13 protein-coding genes are annotated in these 16,697 nt (G+C 54.5%); 6 read left to right on the plus strand and 7 right to left on the minus strand.

Features of this window, described 5'->3' with window-relative positions:
- Positions 1–41: 41 nt before the first annotated feature.
- Positions 42–1,790 carry a sensor domain-containing phosphodiesterase gene (locus tag A6R74_RS16355; RefSeq protein WP_064235536.1) on the minus strand — a complete coding sequence of 583 codons (1,749 nt, stop codon included), beginning with the start codon at positions 1,788–1,790 and terminating at the stop codon, positions 42–44.
- 127 nt (positions 1,791–1,917) lie between these two features.
- On the minus strand, positions 1,918–2,148 hold the full coding sequence (locus A6R74_RS16360) for a hypothetical protein (RefSeq protein WP_064235537.1): 231 nt from the start codon (positions 2,146–2,148) through the stop codon (positions 1,918–1,920).
- A gap of 98 nt (positions 2,149–2,246) precedes the next feature.
- Between A6R74_RS16360 and A6R74_RS16365 the strand changes: the two genes are divergently transcribed.
- On the plus strand, positions 2,247–3,335 hold the full coding sequence (locus tag A6R74_RS16365; RefSeq protein ID WP_064235538.1) for an ADP-ribosylglycohydrolase family protein: 1,089 nt from the start codon (positions 2,247–2,249) through the stop codon (positions 3,333–3,335).
- On the opposite strand, the gene ovoA is transcribed toward A6R74_RS16365, so the two are convergent.
- Together ovoA and A6R74_RS16375 are read right to left on the minus strand one after the other, a co-directional pair.
- Positions 3,332–5,479 carry a 5-histidylcysteine sulfoxide synthase gene (gene ovoA, locus A6R74_RS16370; protein ID WP_064235539.1) on the minus strand — a complete coding sequence of 716 codons (2,148 nt, stop codon included), beginning with the start codon at positions 5,477–5,479 and terminating at the stop codon, positions 3,332–3,334. The two genes, A6R74_RS16365 and ovoA, sit on opposite strands and share 4 nt — an antisense overlap.
- 188 nt (positions 5,480–5,667) lie before the next feature.
- The gene (locus A6R74_RS16375; protein ID WP_064235540.1) at positions 5,668–6,993 is read right to left on the minus strand and encodes an MFS transporter; all 1,326 of its coding nucleotides are present in this window, start codon (positions 6,991–6,993) and stop codon (positions 5,668–5,670) included.
- Between the two features lie 231 nt (positions 6,994–7,224).
- Between A6R74_RS16375 and A6R74_RS16380 the strand changes: the two genes are divergently transcribed.
- The 5 genes from A6R74_RS16380 to A6R74_RS16400 all read left to right on the plus strand — a co-directional run bounded on the left by A6R74_RS16380 (position 7,225) and on the right by A6R74_RS16400 (position 12,991).
- Positions 7,225–7,701, plus strand: a complete 477-nt coding sequence (locus A6R74_RS16380) for a LabA-like NYN domain-containing protein (RefSeq protein WP_064235541.1) — start codon at positions 7,225–7,227, stop codon at positions 7,699–7,701.
- A 332-nt stretch (positions 7,702–8,033) separates the two neighbouring features.
- Positions 8,034–9,386, plus strand: a complete 1,353-nt coding sequence (gene gdhA / locus A6R74_RS16385; RefSeq protein ID WP_064235542.1) for an NADP-specific glutamate dehydrogenase — start codon at positions 8,034–8,036, stop codon at positions 9,384–9,386.
- Positions 9,387–9,498: 112 nt separating this feature from the next.
- Positions 9,499–9,912, plus strand: a complete 414-nt coding sequence (rnk, locus tag A6R74_RS16390) for a nucleoside diphosphate kinase regulator (protein ID WP_064235543.1) — start codon at positions 9,499–9,501, stop codon at positions 9,910–9,912.
- Positions 9,913–10,242: 330 nt separating this feature from the next.
- Positions 10,243–11,412: a M20 metallopeptidase family protein gene (locus A6R74_RS16395; RefSeq protein ID WP_064235544.1), complete on the plus strand. Its 1,170-nt coding sequence runs from the start codon at positions 10,243–10,245 to the stop codon at positions 11,410–11,412.
- Between the two features lie 73 nt (positions 11,413–11,485).
- Positions 11,486–12,991, plus strand: coding sequence for an AbgT family transporter (locus A6R74_RS16400; protein ID WP_064235545.1), 1,506 nt, complete (start codon positions 11,486–11,488; stop codon positions 12,989–12,991).
- A 12-nt stretch (positions 12,992–13,003) separates the two neighbouring features.
- Here the strand turns inward: A6R74_RS16400 and A6R74_RS16405 are convergent, their stop codons facing one another.
- From A6R74_RS16405 to A6R74_RS16415, 3 genes are all read right to left on the minus strand, one after another.
- A complete protein-coding gene (locus A6R74_RS16405; RefSeq protein WP_064235546.1) occupies positions 13,004–13,900 on the minus strand; it encodes a LysR family transcriptional regulator in 897 nt (298 codons plus the stop codon).
- Positions 13,901–13,989: 89 nt separating this feature from the next.
- Complete coding sequence (locus A6R74_RS16410) at positions 13,990–15,972, minus strand: 2Fe-2S iron-sulfur cluster-binding protein (protein ID WP_064235547.1); 1,983 nt, start codon at positions 15,970–15,972, stop codon at positions 13,990–13,992.
- A 57-nt stretch (positions 15,973–16,029) separates the two neighbouring features.
- Positions 16,030–16,665, minus strand: coding sequence for a glutathione S-transferase family protein (locus tag A6R74_RS16415; protein ID WP_064235548.1), 636 nt, complete (start codon positions 16,663–16,665; stop codon positions 16,030–16,032).
- Positions 16,666–16,697: the final 32 nt, after the last annotated feature.

Raw genomic sequence — 16,697 nt, forward strand, 5'->3', positions numbered from 1 at the left:
AGCAGCCAATGTCAAAGAAAAATTAGCCAAGTATCATTACCCTACTCCGGATGCAGCCACTTTTCGAACGCCCCTGGCGATAGCGGTCTAGCGATGAGGTACCCCTGGGCCTCGTCGCACCCCAGTTGCACGAGCCGGCGGTAAACAGCATCGCTCTCTACGCCTTCGGCCACCACGCGGTAGCCCAGATTATGGGCCATTGAGATCATCGATTTGACCAGTGTCGCAGCACGCTCATCATGGTCTAGATGAGTGATGAAGCAGCGATCAATCTTCACGGTATGGGCGGGTATCTCATGCAGGTAGGAGAGACTGCTGTAGCCGGTGCCGAAATCATCGATGGCAATCCGCAGTCCAGCCGCGATGAGCGCCGTGAGTTGAACCGTCGCCACCTCTCCCTGGCCAACCAACGCACTTTCTGTAAGTTCCACCTCCAAGCTGGCTCGCGGCAGGGCCATGTGCGCCATCTCTCCCAGTAGCCGTAGGGCAAAATGCTCTTCCTCAAGATTGGTCGCCGACACATTGACCGAAATCTGCAGTGTCTCGCCTTGTTGATGCCACGCCGATGCCTGGCTAATGGTATGCCGCAACACCCACTGCGTGAGTGGTTTAGCCATCGGCGTATGTTCGATCAATGGGATAAACTCGTCAGGCGATAAGTCACCCAAGAGAGGATGGCGCCAGCGCAACAATGCTTCTGCTCCCGAGCATTCGCCGCTCTCTAGGTGGACACGAGGTTGAAAGACCAAGTAAAGCTCATCCTCGCTTTCCAGCGCCCGACCGATGTCGTTCAGCAGCATATAACGCCGTTGGTAATGGGCATCCAGCTCCGAGGAGAAAAGCCCCGCCCCTTTTCTCGCCTGGCGAGCATCCAAGCAAGCGGCATAAGCACTGCGCAAAATATCCACAGCTGCGACCTCGCCCAGACAAAATGGCGCGAGACCCACAGTGGGGCGAACCAATACCGGCACTGCGCGGGCAGATTCAAGCGCCAACAGCGCCTGACGAAGCCGCAGCGCCTCCTTCAACAAGTAGGTATCGCTCGCATGGTTCACCAGATGCACGAACTGGCAGCCACCCAGGTGGTAGAGCTTCACGCCCGACCCGATGGCCTGTTGCAAGCAACGGGCGGAAACTCTCACTAGTTCATCAAGGTACGCTGGCCCAAGAGTACGATGAAGCGCACTTATCTCGCCGACATCGACCACCTCGGTCAACAGCGCGACTCTCCACTCGTTTGGCGAATCTAGCTGTATATCCTGTATGTCTTCAGCAAACTGGTGACGATTAGAAAGGCCTGTTAACGGGTCAATTCTGCCAAACGCGTGCTGCAGCTCAATCTGGGCCATGACCATGGCGGCTAGATCGCAAAGCATTATCTGCTCTTGCTCAGAGAGCTCGTTTGGCTGGGTGTCCAGCACACACATCGCGCCCAGGGTGTGGCCTTCTCGCGTTACCAACGGTGCGCCCGCATAAAAACGGATGCCTGTCTTTGCCAGGTAGCTATTGCGATAGCAGTCCGAGGCGAGAAGATCGGGAATGACCAGGACTTTCGAGGCATCGCAGACCTCCCCGCAGGGAGCCGTGTCCCGGGGGATCTCCCAATGTTCGACCCCAACCCTGGACTTAAACCACTGCCGGTTCTCGTCGGTGAGGGACACGGCAGCGATCGGCAAACCGAATAGCTGACTAGCTATCCGTGTTATGCGATCAAAACTCTCACTTGGGGAGGTATCCAGCAGATTTAGCTGGCGGAGCGCGAACAGTCGATCCTGTTCCTGGGCATTCATGTACGTAACCCTACGCCAAGATGAACACTGATCCTTTAATAATATATATCAGCCCCATAATAAAATGGCATTTAATAGCGCTCATTTTTCTAGTGTTGTTATTTGTTTATCGGGCTTAGGGCTGGTTCTAGCTCAGCGTTATATTGATAAAAACCAGCATAATCAGCGCCGCTGCCGCCGGCCACGGGCTTCGCAGCACAACCCCGAACATCGTCAGCGGGATCAGCACGGTGAGGGCCGCTAGAACATGAGGCAGTTCTGCAAGCCCGCTTTTTTCCATACTCGCGATATACACCAGCCCAAGAACGCCAAGCAGAAGCCCAAACCAAACATGGCGGTTACGCAGTCGTGATGACATCTTCCTACCTCCCTTTGTGGTTAAGCGTTGATCGCCAACAGTTCGCTAACCTGAACATTACCCATAAGATGGCAAGACAAACTTAAAGGAACATATCCATGACAGATAACGTGTCATCAAGAGCTGTTGCCGCACTTAAAAACCTGTTTATTGCCGACTCACTGGCGATGCCGGTGCACTGGTTCTACAACGTCCACGATATCGACCGTGCGTTTCCAAACGGGATCACAACGTTTGAAGCGCCACCTGAGTTTCATCCGTCATCGATTATGTCCCTGCACTCCACCAGCGCCGGTGGGCGAAAGAATGCGGGGAGTCAATCACAGCGCGAGATCGTTGGCGATGTCATCCTTAAAGGCAAACAGTCGTACTGGAATCGTCCTAACGTTCATTACCACCAAGGCATGCAGCCAGGGGATAACACCCTTAACGCCTATTGTGCGTTAACCCTGATGCAAACAATGAGCGCGCCTGACCAGCACTATGACCGCGATACTTTTCTGCAAGCCTATATCCGCCTAATGACCGCAGAGATACCGGCCCATCCGGATACCTATGCTGAGTCTTACCATCGCGGCTTTTTCGCTAACCTCGAAAAAGGCCAGCCTCCACACAAATGCGGCGCCGTTACCCACGACACGCCGTCCATTGGCGGCTTGACCACTATTGCTCCCTTGGCGATTGGCGAACGCTTAAGAGGTACTTCGCTGGCCGATACCCGCAAGCTTTGCCGCAACCACCTGGCATTGACCCATCCGGACAACTTTCTCGCGGACGTTTGCGATGCCTACGTTGAGCTGATCGACGCGCTCATGTTCCGCGATGGCGATGTCAACGTGCAGGAACTGCTGCTGAAGGCAACACGCGGCTTATCCCGTCGGGATTTAACGACGCTGGTGGAAGGCACTCGCCCCGAACGTGAGGTAATAGGGAAACAGCTATCCACCGCTTGCTACATTACCGACGCGTGGCCTGCGGTGTTATACCTGGCCTGCAAGTACCATCAGGAACCACTGCGCGCCTTACAGATCAACGCAGAGGTTGGAGGCGACAGCGCACACAGAGGCGCGTTACTAGGCGTCTTGTTGGGCTTAATCAATGGCCAGGAGACTGGCGACCTGTTTGCCCGGTTAACCGAACACGCGTCGATTAACCGGGCCATTGAGGGGCTTATTGAGAAGCGTTAGGAACGCCGCTCCCACAGCGTGACTTCCGAGAGGCTATGCTGGTATTTATGCATGGTCTCGCGGATCACAAAGGGCACTTTCTCGGGCTCGCTGATCATTTTGAAGTGGGGCTCCAGCAGCTCCTTGAGGCCATCCAGGGTGCTGAAGTTTTCGCCGTTTTTCTTGAACCCACCGATCCACTCCTCCATCGGCGTGTACTCTTCCAGCCAGGTATACGGCGATGCAATCATCAGGATGCCACCGGCATTGATACGCTGATGAATGGTTTGCAGGAACTGGGCAGGCTTATACAACCGATCAATCAGATTCGCGGCCAGCACTAAGTCATATTCGCTGAACTGCGGCTTGAGGTTGCACGCATCGCCCTGATGGAAGCTGACCCGATCGGCAACCGTTTCCAGCCCCATACTTGCCAGGGTGCGTTCCTGGTAGCTAACAAGCTCACCCTCTTCGGTGCGGGTATAACGCAGCACTTTCTGCTCCGCCATTTCCACGCCCTGGCGGATAAAGTTAGCCGAAAAGTCCACGCCATCGACGTGCTCAAATTCACGGGCCAGCTCAAAACTGCCACGCCCGCTGGCACAGCCCAAATCCAGGGCGCGTTTCTTTTGACGCCCGGCCATGGCGGTTAGCGCCTTGTTGGCCAATGCTTGGGGGAAGTTGGCAACGCCAAACCATTCGTCGCCGTAATGAAATTCCGCGTACTCCGCCATACGGGCATTGCTTTCGTAATAAGCGCTGGGCAGCGTGACTTCAGCATCTGACACTACGTAGCGGAAACCCGCATGCTGGAAGAAGTGGCGGCGAAATGCATAGCGTGCGCTTAGGCGGGTTTCGTTGCCACAGGATATCCAGGAGCCGCCCTTGATCAGGTTGTGCTGGTTGTCGAACGTCGGGGTGGTGAAGTCATCGTAGAGTGGATGCACGTCAAAACCTGGGAATGGGTAAGTCGGTGTTTCTACCCACTGCCATACATTGCCCACCACATCGAACCACTGGCCGTGCTGGAAGCGCGTGACCGGGCAAGATGAGGCGCCATGATCCAAGTGCAGGTTGGCGTTGGCCGGTTGATCACTTTCAAGCTCGGAGACACCCGCTTCCTCCGCCAGGCGATGCCACTCATCTTCCGTCGGCATACGCACAGGTTGGCCTGTCTGCTGGCTTTTCCAGTTACAGAAGGCTTTAGCCTCGTGGAAGTTGACCTCCACCGGCCAATCCCAGGGCATCTCAACCTCTTCGGTCATTAAGCGCAGGAACCACTCGTTTTTCCACACCCAAAAAGTGGGATGGCTCGCTTTGGCAAAATTACGCCATCCCAACCCCTCTTCCGACCAGTAAGCATCGGTTAAATAGCCACCGGCTTCGACGAATTCGAGAAACTCGCTATTGCTGACCAGAAACTGGCTGGCTTTAAACTCTTCAACGTCGGCACGGTGATGGCCGTACTCGTTATCCCAGCCGTACCACGGGTCGTCAAACGGCTTGCCCAGCGTTACCTCACCCTGGGGAACCGTGATCAGCGCATTCTCCGGTGGCTCACCGGTGGTGCGAATGGGTGCCCAGGCAGGCTGTGGCGTCACCAAATCAAGCGACTGCTGGCGAATCAACACCGACGACGTTTCAAGATGAATGCGCTCGTGCTCGATGCCCATGATGACAGGCCAGAACGGGCTATCCCAGCCGATGGGCAGCGACACCGGCAGCTCGCGGATCAGATTAAGCACCGCCGCGCGCACCTTGGCGCGGTAGTCCATCACCTCGCTGACCGATGGCCATGAATAGTGGGCTTCGTTGAGATCATCCCAACTCATCTCATCGACGCCTACGGCGAAAATAGACTCCATATTAGGGTCGATTCGAGCGGGCAAGAGTTTCGCCAGCACCAGCTTATTGACGAAGAATGTTGCGGTATGCCCGAGGTAAAAAATCAGCGGATGCCTGAGCGAAATAGACTTACGCAAATAAGCCTCTTCACTCGCCAGTGTAGTGAACAGTGACTCATAGCGATCAAACGTAGCGGTGAAGCAAGCCTCAATCTCTCGGCGCGTCGCTTCAGGGTCGTTTCCAGCCAGATACACAGTGCGGGGAAAAAGAGCGGACGATAGCGCTTCTGGTTGCCCCAATGGCGAGCTAGTGGAAGTCATAGGTTAGAGCACCTTTTATCTTTGAACGACGATGGTTTGCATGGGTAAATGTATGGCAACATTAAAAACCAAAAACTCATACAAAAGCTAGCATCGGTTGTACAAAACTTTCCAACGTCGTCTTTGCCGGCATGTGGAGCAGTCGAAATCGCACGCTATTCTTTTTCATGCGACCTACAACACAACATTCAAGGCGCATCTTTCTCTTCTACCTCGGGCTCAATGGACTCGTTGGCTTCAATGGGTTCACCATTTTCATCCAGCAATTGGTAGTCATAAGCTGCCTGAAGGCCGGTATCTTCCACTATCGGCTGCTCTTCTGGTGCTTCTTCTACCGTTTCGTCTGTCCAGTCAGCCCAGTAATCGATATGGCCTGGATAGATGGGCGATAGCACCGCAATCAGAATGCCCACCACGGAGAAGATCGAAAACGCCTCCGCATAGCCAACGCCATCAACCAGAATACCCACCACCGGGGAGCCCACTGCCTGCCCAAGCGCACAGGCCATAAACGGCAGTACTGGCCCCATGGATAGCCGCCCCGGCAATAGCCGAATACCCGTCATCAGATACAGCCCCGTTAAGCTCATATAGGCAAGCCCAAAGACCATCGCGGAAAACATCGCCAGCGGTAACTGACTGGGGCTAGCGGCCAGCAATGCCAAGCTTGAAGACAGCATCATCAGCATCAATGCCTGGGTAATGGGCGGGTTATTGCGGTCGGCTAAATCGCTCACCACGGCACCGCCGAGCCCAGCGATACCCACCGCAAACCACAGCCAACCGGTTTGGTTAGCGGGCAGCGCACCCAGGGTAACCGCCAAGTCGGGGGCGAAAAGCCAGTACGGGGCAGACACAAAGCCCATGGCGAAAGCGAATAGCGTAAGCCGAATGAGCCGCGACCACTGCAACCGGGTGATGGGCGGCGGCGGTGCCGCGTTAGCGGGAATCACCCGTGACACTGAAGGAATGAAGTACCACGCCGCCGCTACCCCCAGACCGGTCAGAACGGCAAAGATCGTGTAGGTCAGCCGCCACGCGTCCGCAAGAAACACCACCGTCGGCACTGCCACGATAATCCCCACGCTGGTGCCTGCGTTCATAATCGAACTGACACGCCCGTGCATCGTCCGGCTTACCAGCGCCTGCATCGCGGCGGTGAGGGCGGGCATCATCAAACCGGTGCAGATACCGCAGATAAACACCCCCACACCCAGCGCAAGTGAGCCTGACGCCTGGCTGATCAACCCCAGGCCAGCCACCCCGAAGCCACCCGACAGCATCGCCAGATTACGTGCACCGAGTCGATCAGCGGCAAGCGGAGCAACCAGTGTGGCCAGCACGAAACTAATAAACGGCAGTGCCCCGATGATACCAATGAGGTACGGCGTGAGACCCAGCTCGGCGCTAATGGAGGGCACAAAAAGACCAAACGCAAAACGTGCCAGCCCGTAACTAATCGCGACCAGCGCGGCACCGAAGATAGCAAACCCTATGTTCGACAAGGTTCTCATACTAAATACTCCTAGGCCGCGTGTGACATAAAAGAAAATTCCCCTGTCAGCCTAGTGGTCACGTTGCTTATCTGCACATCACGGTGTCGATATTGGATACGAACGGGGCGCTTTAAGGCGTTGTTCGGCAAAATATCGGGGTTGCTGTGGCGATAATACTCATGGCAAGCAGATACATTTATCTACTCAAACCGTTTAAGCTGATCACTAACGTGCAAAAGGTTACTTGTTATGACCAGCGTGGCGATATTTGTCGATATCCAAAATGTCTATTACACCGTTAAAGAGTCGTATCGCCGCAACTTTGATTACAACAAGTTCTGGGCCCAGGCAACCGCTAATAGAAACGTGGTGAAAGCGATTTGCTACGCCATCGATAGAGGCGACCAAAAGCAGCGAGAGTTTCAAAACATCCTCCGAGCGATTGGTTTTGAGGTAAAGCTGAAGCCTTTTATTCAGCGCTCAGATGGCTCCGCAAAAGGCGATTGGGACGTGGGCATCGCGCTCGACGCCATTGAATACGCCGAACAGGCAGACGTGATCGTACTGGTATCCGGCGATGGCGACTTTGATCTGCTGGCCAATAAAATCCGTGTTAAGCATGGAAAACGAGTCGAAGTTTATGGTGTCCCGCAGCTTACTGCAGCGTCACTAATCAATGAGGCCAGCGCGTTTATAGCGATTGATGAAGGGCTTTTGCTAGGTTAAATTTAATTCAGAAAAGCGCATCTGCACGGTTTATGATAACTGTTGCCAACAGCAGGCCACCGCAAGAGAACGGGAGTGCCAGATTGTCGGCAGGCAGCACATTTCAGCGCTATAAAAAAACCTCAACTGCTGCAAAACGTTTATCCATCGTTTACTGGGTTATGAGAAATAACTGAACCAAACCTTCCCAATGCATACTTTCGTCTAAATTCCCTAGCCTATTCGCCCATACCGAACCTGCATAGGCTATGCACAGCAGCATGCTGCCAGTTAAATATTCCAACGCTCTGGCCAGCCAATACTCTGTTGAATAACGATGACGATATGCTCCGATGCCTTACGTTCACGATACGCTGACACGACTTAATAAAAGCAGCCCTGCACAAGCAGAATTCTATCAGGCTACCGAAGAAGTGCTCGAATGCCTGCGCCCGCTCATCGAGCAGAGCGACTACTATCACCAACACAGCATTATTGAGCGAATAGTCGAGCCCGAACGGCAAATCATGTTCCGGATAAGCTGGGTAGATGATGCTGGAAAAGTACGGGTCAACAAGGGCTATCGCGTACAGTTCAATTCCGCCCTTGGCCCTTACAAGGGCGGCTTACGATTCCACCCCAGCGTTACCTCGGGCACCATCAAATTTCTCGGCTTTGAGCAGATTTTCAAAAATGCGTTAACCGGCTTGCCGATAGGCGGCGGGAAAGGCGGCGCCGATTTTGACCCGAAAGGAAAATCGGATAACGAGATCATGCGATTTTGCCAGGCGTTTATGAGCGAGCTGTACCGTCATATTGGCCCCCACTGCGATGTGCCGGCAGGTGATATCGGCGTTGGTACGCGTGAAATTGGCTATCTCTTTGGTCAGTACAAGCGGCTCACCGGCCACTATGAAGGCGTCCTCACCGGCAAAGGGCTGAACTGGGGAGGCTCGCTTGGCCGCAAAGAGGCCACCGGATACGGCGCGGTGTACTTTGCGCAAAACATGCTAGCTGCCCGTGGAGAAGAGCTGCGCGACAAGACCTGCCTGGTTTCCGGCGCTGGCAATGTCGCCATCTACACCATTGAGAAGTTATACGAGTTGGGCGCTAAACCGATCACCTGCAGCGATTCACGTGGCACTATCTACGATAAAAGCGGTATTGATCTAGGCTTACTCAAACAGCTCAAAGAAGTGCAGCGCACCTCGTTAGAAGCCTACTTACACGAGCATCCTGATGCGCACTACATCTCGGCACGTGACTACCCCCAGAACGGTCATGCCGTATGGCGTATTCAAGCCGATGCAGCGTTCCCCTGCGCCACGCAGAATGAGCTGACCGCAAGCGATGCGGAAAGCCTACTTGCGAATGGCATCACGTGTATTAGTGAAGGGGCCAACATGCCCGCTACAAAAGAGGCCGTCGACCTGTTTCTAAACGCTAAAATTGCCTATGGGCCAGGTAAAGCCGCCAATGCAGGAGGCGTCGCTACCAGCCAGCTAGAAATGGCACAAAATAGCAGTATGGAGCAGTGGCCACTGGAAAAAGTCGACCAAAAATTAAAACAGATCATGGCCAACATTCACCGCCAGTGCGCCGATACAGCCGAAGAGTTTGGTGATAAAACCAACTTGGTTCTGGGCGCCAATATTGCAGGCTTCAGAAAGGTGGCTGATGCCATGATTGAACAAGGAGTCACGTGATCGTCTTTACTTTATAAATCGCTTATACTTTTAAAAGCACGCAGTCCTTCCTTTATTGGGGAAGGGCTGTTTTTTATTGGTTTAAACTTATTGCTTTCCAAGGAGAGTAATCATGGGACAACGTCCTGCTATTATTATTAACCGCCTTGATGCCGAGCGCCTCCAGCGCTTAATCGACAATGCATCTGATAAAGACATGGCCGTGGCCCAGCTACTAGAGGAAGAATTAGCGCGAGGTGAAGTCCGCGACCCAGAAGATATTCCGGATGATGTTGTCAGCATGAACAGCCAGGTTCGCTTCACTGACCTCACCCGTGGGCTTAAGATGATTCGAACGCTGGTCTACCCGCATTCACTGGAAAGCGTAGCAGATGGTATTTCGGTCATGGCACCCATTGGCGCGGCATTGATCGGCCTCAAAGTGGGCGACATCATCGAATGGCCGTTACCTAATAATACCGAAACACGGCTACGTATCGATGCCATTTACTGGCAGCCCGAACGCGAAAAGCAGTTCCACCGATAAGGTGCGGAAGAGAGTGAGCTAGCTCCGCTAGCTCATGGTTAGGTCAACTATTTTATAGCGATCAATAAAAAGCTATAACTAAGCATCATTTAGTTTTGCAATTTAATAAGAGATACCGCCCTCCTACAAGTAACGGTACCTGACGTCCGAGACTCGCTCTTCCCAACTGCTGTCGGCTACGTAATTTTTACGTCTGAGAGTATTATTATGAAACCCCACCACTGTTGCTTTCAAAGCAACAAACATGTCACTCAATGGTCTCTTTCCTGCCTGTCAAGTCGCTTAACGTTAAAGCACCAAAAATTACATCGATAACGGCAAGGACAGGACATGTTTTCAGAGCAAGTATTTTCAAAAAAACAGCTGCAGGAAGCTATCGAACTGCGGCATGAGCTTCACCAGAACCCAGAGCTTAAATTCCAAGAAAATGATACCGCGAGACTCGTTGCTAATCGCCTTCGCAAACTTGGTTATCAAGTAACGGAAGGCATCGCCACCACTGGCGTCATGGCAGAGCTGGGTACAGGGCGGGAAGGGCCTGTGCTTGCATTTCGTGCCGACATGGATGCACTGCCTATCAATGAAACCAACGCCTTTGCCCACCGTTCCCAGCGAGAGGGCCTAATGCACGCTTGCGGCCACGATGGGCATACCGCCACACTGTTGCTCGCTGCAGAAGCTATTATGGCAATGCGGGACGAGTTGTGCGGCCATATAAAACTGCTGTTTCAGCCGGGCGAAGAAGGTGGCAACGGTGCCGATTTAATGGTCAAAGCGGGTGTGCTGCAAAACCCTAAAGTGGACGCAGTGTTTGGCTACCATAATCGCCCAGGCTTCCCCGCGGGTCAGCTGTTCGTTAAACCTGGCCCAGCAATGGGGGGGAACGACACTTATAAAGTCACTATAGAAGGCGTTTCTGGTCACGCAGCCATGCCGCACTTGGCGGTGGATCCTATTTATATAGGTTCATCGCTGGTACAGCAGTTGCAGGGGTTGGTAGGCCGCCATAAATCACCGCTGGAAGCGGGTGTTATTACAGTAGCTTCCTTCCATGCTGGCGATGCTGCCAACGTTATTCCCGGCCATGCCGAGCTGCTGGTTAATATTCGTAGCGACCGGCCTTCCTCCCGCGACGCCCTGGCAGGAAAACTTGAGCAAGTGACCCAGGGAGTATGTGCAGCGCATGGTGCTTTTTACCATATAGAGCACTTGCACCAAGTTCCCCCGCTAGTAAATGACCAGAACTGGTCCGAACGAGTGTTGTCCATCGCCACCAAACACTCCGTTAGCAACGATATTCAAAAGTTGGACTATATGCCCACCATGGGCGCGGAAGACTTTGCTTTCTATCTTCAGGAAGTACCTGGCTGCTTCTTTTTTGTCGGCAACGGCGACGGTGCTTACCTGCATAACGAGCGTTATGACTTTAACGATCAAGTCCTACCAGTGGCAGGCGGCATGTTCGTCGCACTAGTTAAAGAACTGCTAACAAAGCACTAAAAAAACCTTTACTTATAGTCCTTTACTAAGCCATTAGGTTTAAAAATAACGTTCAAAAATAAGGATCAAAACTATGCAAGGCGTACTCTCTTCTATAGAGCGAGTGGGCAATAAGCTGCCCCATCCTTTTATTCTATTTGCCATTCTGGCGGCTATTGTCGTGGTGGTTTCCGCCATACTCGCTACCTTGGGTGTTTCTGCGATTAACCCCCAAACCGATGCAGAGGTTTACGTGCGCAGCTTGCTCTCAGCGGATGGGATCGAGTTCATGTTGACCAGTGTGGTTAGTAACTTTGTCAACTTTCCCCCGCTGGGGCTAATTCTGGTCGTCATGTTTGGCATTGGCCTGGCGGATAAAGTCGGCCTGATGTCGACGTTGATGCAGGTCAGTGTGGCGAAAGCGCCGCCCTCTCTGCTTACTTTCTGTGTTTTTATGGCCGGTATCTGCGGAAGCATCGCATCGGATGCCAACTATCTAATCTTAATTCCCTTAGCGGCTATGGTGTACTACTCAGTTGGACGGCATCCGATTGCGGGTGCAGCTGCTGCTTACGCTGCCGCTGGAGCGGGGTTTGATGCCAGCCTCTTCATTACTGTGGGGGACGCACTGTTTGCCGGCATTACTACTGACGCTGCACGCTTAGTCGACCCTGAAGCCTATGTGTCACCAATCGATAACTACTATTTCGTCGCCTGCTCGGTGTTTGTACTCGCGACTGTTGGCACCTTGATTGTCGATAAAATCGTGGAGCCCAGGCTTCAGCGTACCCTGCCGATGGGCAAGGACTTTAAAACTGATATCGTCAAACCGGAATTGACCGAGGCAGAAAAGCGAGGCCTCAAGCGCGTCGGCATTGCCACTCTGCTCTATCTAGCGCTGGTGCTAATAGCCGTGGTACCGGAGACATCGCCACTGCGCAATGACGAAGGCGGGCTGATTCCATCGCCGTTCCTACGCTCGCTGGTGCCGCTTATGTTTATCTACTTTGTCACCATTGGGTTGGTTTACGGTATCACCACCGGAAAGATCACCAGTAGCCGCGATGTACCCCAACGCATGGCAGAGTCGGCTAGCGACCTAGCCCCCACCCTAGTGCTGTTCTTTGCCATTTCGCAATTTATTGCCTACTTCCGCTGGTCGGAGCTTGGTCAGTACATTGCCATTGAAGGCTCAAACATTTTGCAAAGCACCGGGTTTACTGGGCTCCCGCTAGTGGGCGCGTTTATTGCTATGAGCGCAGTTCTTAACGTCTTTATGACCAGCGGCTCGGCCCAATGGGCATTAATGGCGCCGGTTTTCGTTCCCATGCTGATGATGATCGACTTCGATCCCGCCTTTGTATTGGCGATGTTCCGCATCGGAGACTCCAGTACTAACATCATCTCTCCAATGAGCCCCTACTTCTCGGTCGCCCTGGTGTACATGCAGCGCTACAAACCTGATATGGGATTAGGCACGCTCATCGCCACCATGCTGCCATTGGCCATGAGCTTCTTGATCGCCTGGTCTGCATTTCTGATGTTCTGGCTGGCTATGGGGTGGCCGATTGGCCCCGGCGTTTACATGATGGCGAACTGATGCCGCTAAGCATCACTGCATCGTCAGCATAAGTTTCCATAAATAGTCGGCAGCGGGCGACAGCCTTCTGCCGACTCGGCGCACTAGGTTACCCTGACTGGTGGCAGCCATGGGGTGCTGGATGGGTACTGCTTTCAGCAACCCAGCCTCTATTTCATTGCGCGCAGCCGCCGCCGTCATAAATGAAACCCCAATGCCCGCACTCGCCATTCGTCGTGATACGGAGTGCAAATTGCAGCGATAGCTAGGCGTTGCCGGTTGCCCAGCAGCGCTGAACAGGGCGTTAACGAATTGCTGCGACCCCGACACATCCGGTAGAAAAATTAGCTTATGTTTTAATAGCTCCGCCACCGAAACACTTTCCTGACTAGCGAGAGGATGAAACAGAGCAACCAGTGCACACAGCGGCCCTCGCTCAAAAGAATGCACAATGAGCCTTGGATCAGAAACTGGGCCATAAGTAATAGCGATATCAACCTCGTCGTTAGCCACCATTTCATGGGGTTCACGTGGATAGTAAATGCCTGTTTTGATATCGATAAGCACGTCTGGATACTGCTTCGAAACCCGTCGCATCACGTAATTGATAAAGCTATCCACAAAGCCATCGCCCACAGATACCACCACCTTCCCCGCCTGCATGTTACGCAGACGAGCAAGTGTATCCTCCAACTCTGAATTCAGCCGACGCTGAGCTAGAAAACTATCCACCACCAGTTGGCCCGCTTCCGTCAGCATGACATGACGCCCCTGCCGTTCTAGCAGCGCCATACCCAAATCCTGCTCGAGGCCTCGCACCTGGCGGCTCACCACGGAAGGGTTGATATGCAGATGCTCTGCCGCTGCGCGGATACCGCCGCAACTGCGAACTTCCAACAAATAGAAAGCACGTTTATCCAGTATGTCCATGAGCTAGCCGTGAGGAACGGAAACAATAGATCAGCATAATAAACTGACGTTAGCTAGCTAATCGAATTTTTACCAATCATAGCTATCGCCTACGCAAACTCGATCTCTAACCTCCCCGAGTGCGCCGCTGGCCGGGCGCTGCAGAGCAGGATTTCCCCGTCTGGTGCAGATATGCCATTCGGATAGGTAACTTCCCCCTGCACTAACAAACAGGCACACTCGCCACAGCTCCCGCTTCTGCACCCATAGGCAGGCTGAAGCCCGGCTTTCTCGGCGGTTTCTAACAGGCTTTCGCCCGGCTGCCAGTGGGTAACGACGTTTGAATTGGCAAAGCTGACTTCTACCGCCTGTTCTGCAACGGGCGCTGTAAACGCTTGTGCCAGCGCTGAAGGGCCAAACGCTTCCGTGTGTATCTGCGCGGCTGATAACCCGAGCTCTAACGCCTCCTGATGGTAGCGCTGAACAAAAGCCGCGGGGCCACAAAGATAGAGCTGCACCTCGGCAAGCGCCTGCTCGCTAAGGAACTGTTCACTAAGAGCACGTTCCAGCGACACCCGACCAGCCATCCACTCTTTTCGAGCAGTCGCCGCACCCGTTACATGGCGCCGCAAACGCAGCCCTCGCTGCTCAAGGTCGAGCAGCTCCTCACCGAAAGGCGCCTCAGCCATAGCGCGTACGCTCTGAACTAACGTCACCGGGCCACGGCCTGCAGCGGTTAGCTCATGGGCCAGGCTGACTAACGGCGTAATACCGATGCCGCCGCCCAGTAGCACCCAGTGGGCGCGCTCCACCCCGCTGGCCGCCGCTGTAAACGAACCCGTTGGTTGACTGACGGCTAGCTCCGAGCCCACTTTTAGCGCTTGGTGCAAGTAACGCGAGCCTTCTCCGTCTGCCTTGATACTGATGCGGTAGCTCTTTTCGCGGCGACTGCCGGATAGCGTATAGCTGCGCACCAGCGGCGTGCCATCCAGACGCGGCACACGCAGCATGATGAACTGCCCAGCTTCAAAAGGAGCCAGCGCTATGCCCTGCTGACAACTCTGCAAGTAGAAAGAGCGAATCTCGGGTGTCTCCTCCACCACGGCGGTCACCTGAACACGCTGTAGAGCGGAAGGCGCAAGCGCCTGCCAGGGCCCATGGGGTTCAGCCTCAACTGCTACTGCACCTGCATGACTACGCCAGCGCAAGGCCCCCGGTCGCCACACGATATGCCGTGGCGTTAAACACCAGTAGCGTTCAGCGCCGGGATAACGCGCCCCAGCGCTCTCCTCGTCCACCAGCCGCGCTTCACCGGAGAGGTGCAGCACATCGCCGCTGACAAAATCAGGTATTACCAATGCAGCGCGACCGCTGGCCAGCACGTTGCCCAGGGTGTTGAAGAACTGATTGCCTGCAAAGTCAGGCAGGATCAGATCAGCCCCCTGGCGGCGAATAAACCCCGCTTGCCCACCGCGATGGGAGGCGTCCACCTGCACGCCCTGGTCGGTAGGCGCATAACTCCCCACAAACGCCGTTAACGCCCGATCAATATGCGCCAGCAACGGCTCTGGCAACTGATCAATGGTCGCGTCGCGCAAGGTTAGCACGGGGCCCGGCTGGGGCTGCACCGACCTCATCACCGACCAGTCGTGAATGTACTGCGGGCAATTACCGAAGGCGTGAACGACGTCTAGCTGCCATTGACCTGCTGAACCCCGCAACACGCCATTGACCCGATTACGCCGGCGCGTGGGTAGCTCGATACCCAGCATCCCCAGGCTAGCACCGCTGGTAAGCAGCGGTATAAGGGGGTCATCTGCAGGCGGGGTTATGGCGAGATCGAGCCGTGTTTCGTCAGAAGCCTGAACAAACCCCGGCGCCCCCTCCAACAGCGTGATCCACGGCCAGCCGTCACTGTCCACCGCGGCCGCAGCCACAAACGGCAGTTGAGGAAAAAAGTGCTGCAGTTGGGGCGTTAGAAAGGGCCGCATCACCTTGCTGCCAATCTGCGCCATCTGTTGCTCCACCCCGACCACGCGCTGCAGGGCAAGCTCGCCCGCGTGCCACGGGCTGGTAGTAACGGCGTTTTCCACTCTCGACTCCTGGCGGGCAGATCGTCCGCTCCGTGTTAAGGCGTTGTGTCAGTTAGCTCAGCGCACCAGGCCTACTTGGGTAACCGCCATAGGCACAAAGCCTTCCAGCGCTTCGATACGCTGCAGCCAAGTACGGATATGCGGGTAGGGTTCCAGCGACACATTGCCTTCGGGGGCGTGAGCGATATAGCTGTAGAGCGAAACCTCCGCCAGCGTAGCCTGCTCTCCCGCCAAGAAGGGCTGATCAGCCAAGTGAGCATCGATAATTTCAAACAGCGCGTGGGCATCGGCAATCAGCGGTTCAGGTTCGAACGGAGCATTAAAGACCGTCACCAAACGAGCCTTCATAGCGGAGTTCGCCAACGGCCCTGCCGCCACGGACAGCCAGCGCTGCACCTGGGCTTGACTCAGCGGATCGTCCGGCAGCCAGCGGCCAGTGCCTTGCCCAGAACCATAGCGGCGCTCCAGATAGACCAGAATGGCATTGGAATCCGCCAGGATCACCCCCTGGTCATCAAGCACCGGCACCTGCGCGAAAGCGTTCAGATTCAGGAAAGGCGACGCTTTGTGCTCGCCTGCGGCAAGATCGACATCAATAAAAGTGGCGGGCAAGCCAAGCAGCGAAAGCATCAGCTCAATACGGTGGCAGTGACCGGAAAGCGGGTGGCGATAAACCTTGATAGCGTTAGACATGGGTTGGCTCCCTGAATTAGCTGTTTAAGAAC

Origin of the sequence: Halomonas sp. ALS9 (assembly GCF_001651035.1) — a bacterium.
Taxonomy (GTDB): domain Bacteria; phylum Pseudomonadota; class Gammaproteobacteria; order Pseudomonadales; family Halomonadaceae; genus Vreelandella.

What these genes read in the sequence shown, in the direction of transcription:
- A6R74_RS16355 (WP_064235536.1), bottom strand. Translation starts at nt 1,790, where the DNA reads ATGAATGCCCAGGAACAGGATCGACTGTTCGCGCTCCGCCAGCTAAAT.
- A6R74_RS16360 (WP_064235537.1), bottom strand. Translation starts at nt 2,148, where the DNA reads ATGTCATCACGACTGCGTAACCGCCATGTTTGGTTTGGGCTTCTGCTT.
- A6R74_RS16365 (WP_064235538.1), top strand. Translation starts at nt 2,247, where the DNA reads ATGACAGATAACGTGTCATCAAGAGCTGTTGCCGCACTTAAAAACCTG.
- ovoA (WP_064235539.1), bottom strand. Translation starts at nt 5,479, where the DNA reads ATGACTTCCACTAGCTCGCCATTGGGGCAACCAGAAGCGCTATCGTCC.
- A6R74_RS16375 (WP_064235540.1), bottom strand. Translation starts at nt 6,993, where the DNA reads ATGAGAACCTTGTCGAACATAGGGTTTGCTATCTTCGGTGCCGCGCTG.
- A6R74_RS16380 (WP_064235541.1), top strand. Translation starts at nt 7,225, where the DNA reads ATGACCAGCGTGGCGATATTTGTCGATATCCAAAATGTCTATTACACC.
- gdhA (WP_064235542.1), top strand. Translation starts at nt 8,034, where the DNA reads ATGCCTTACGTTCACGATACGCTGACACGACTTAATAAAAGCAGCCCT.
- rnk (WP_064235543.1), top strand. Translation starts at nt 9,499, where the DNA reads ATGGGACAACGTCCTGCTATTATTATTAACCGCCTTGATGCCGAGCGC.
- A6R74_RS16395 (WP_064235544.1), top strand. Translation starts at nt 10,243, where the DNA reads ATGTTTTCAGAGCAAGTATTTTCAAAAAAACAGCTGCAGGAAGCTATC.
- A6R74_RS16400 (WP_064235545.1), top strand. Translation starts at nt 11,486, where the DNA reads ATGCAAGGCGTACTCTCTTCTATAGAGCGAGTGGGCAATAAGCTGCCC.
- A6R74_RS16405 (WP_064235546.1), bottom strand. Translation starts at nt 13,900, where the DNA reads ATGGACATACTGGATAAACGTGCTTTCTATTTGTTGGAAGTTCGCAGT.
- A6R74_RS16415 (WP_064235548.1), bottom strand. Translation starts at nt 16,665, where the DNA reads ATGTCTAACGCTATCAAGGTTTATCGCCACCCGCTTTCCGGTCACTGC.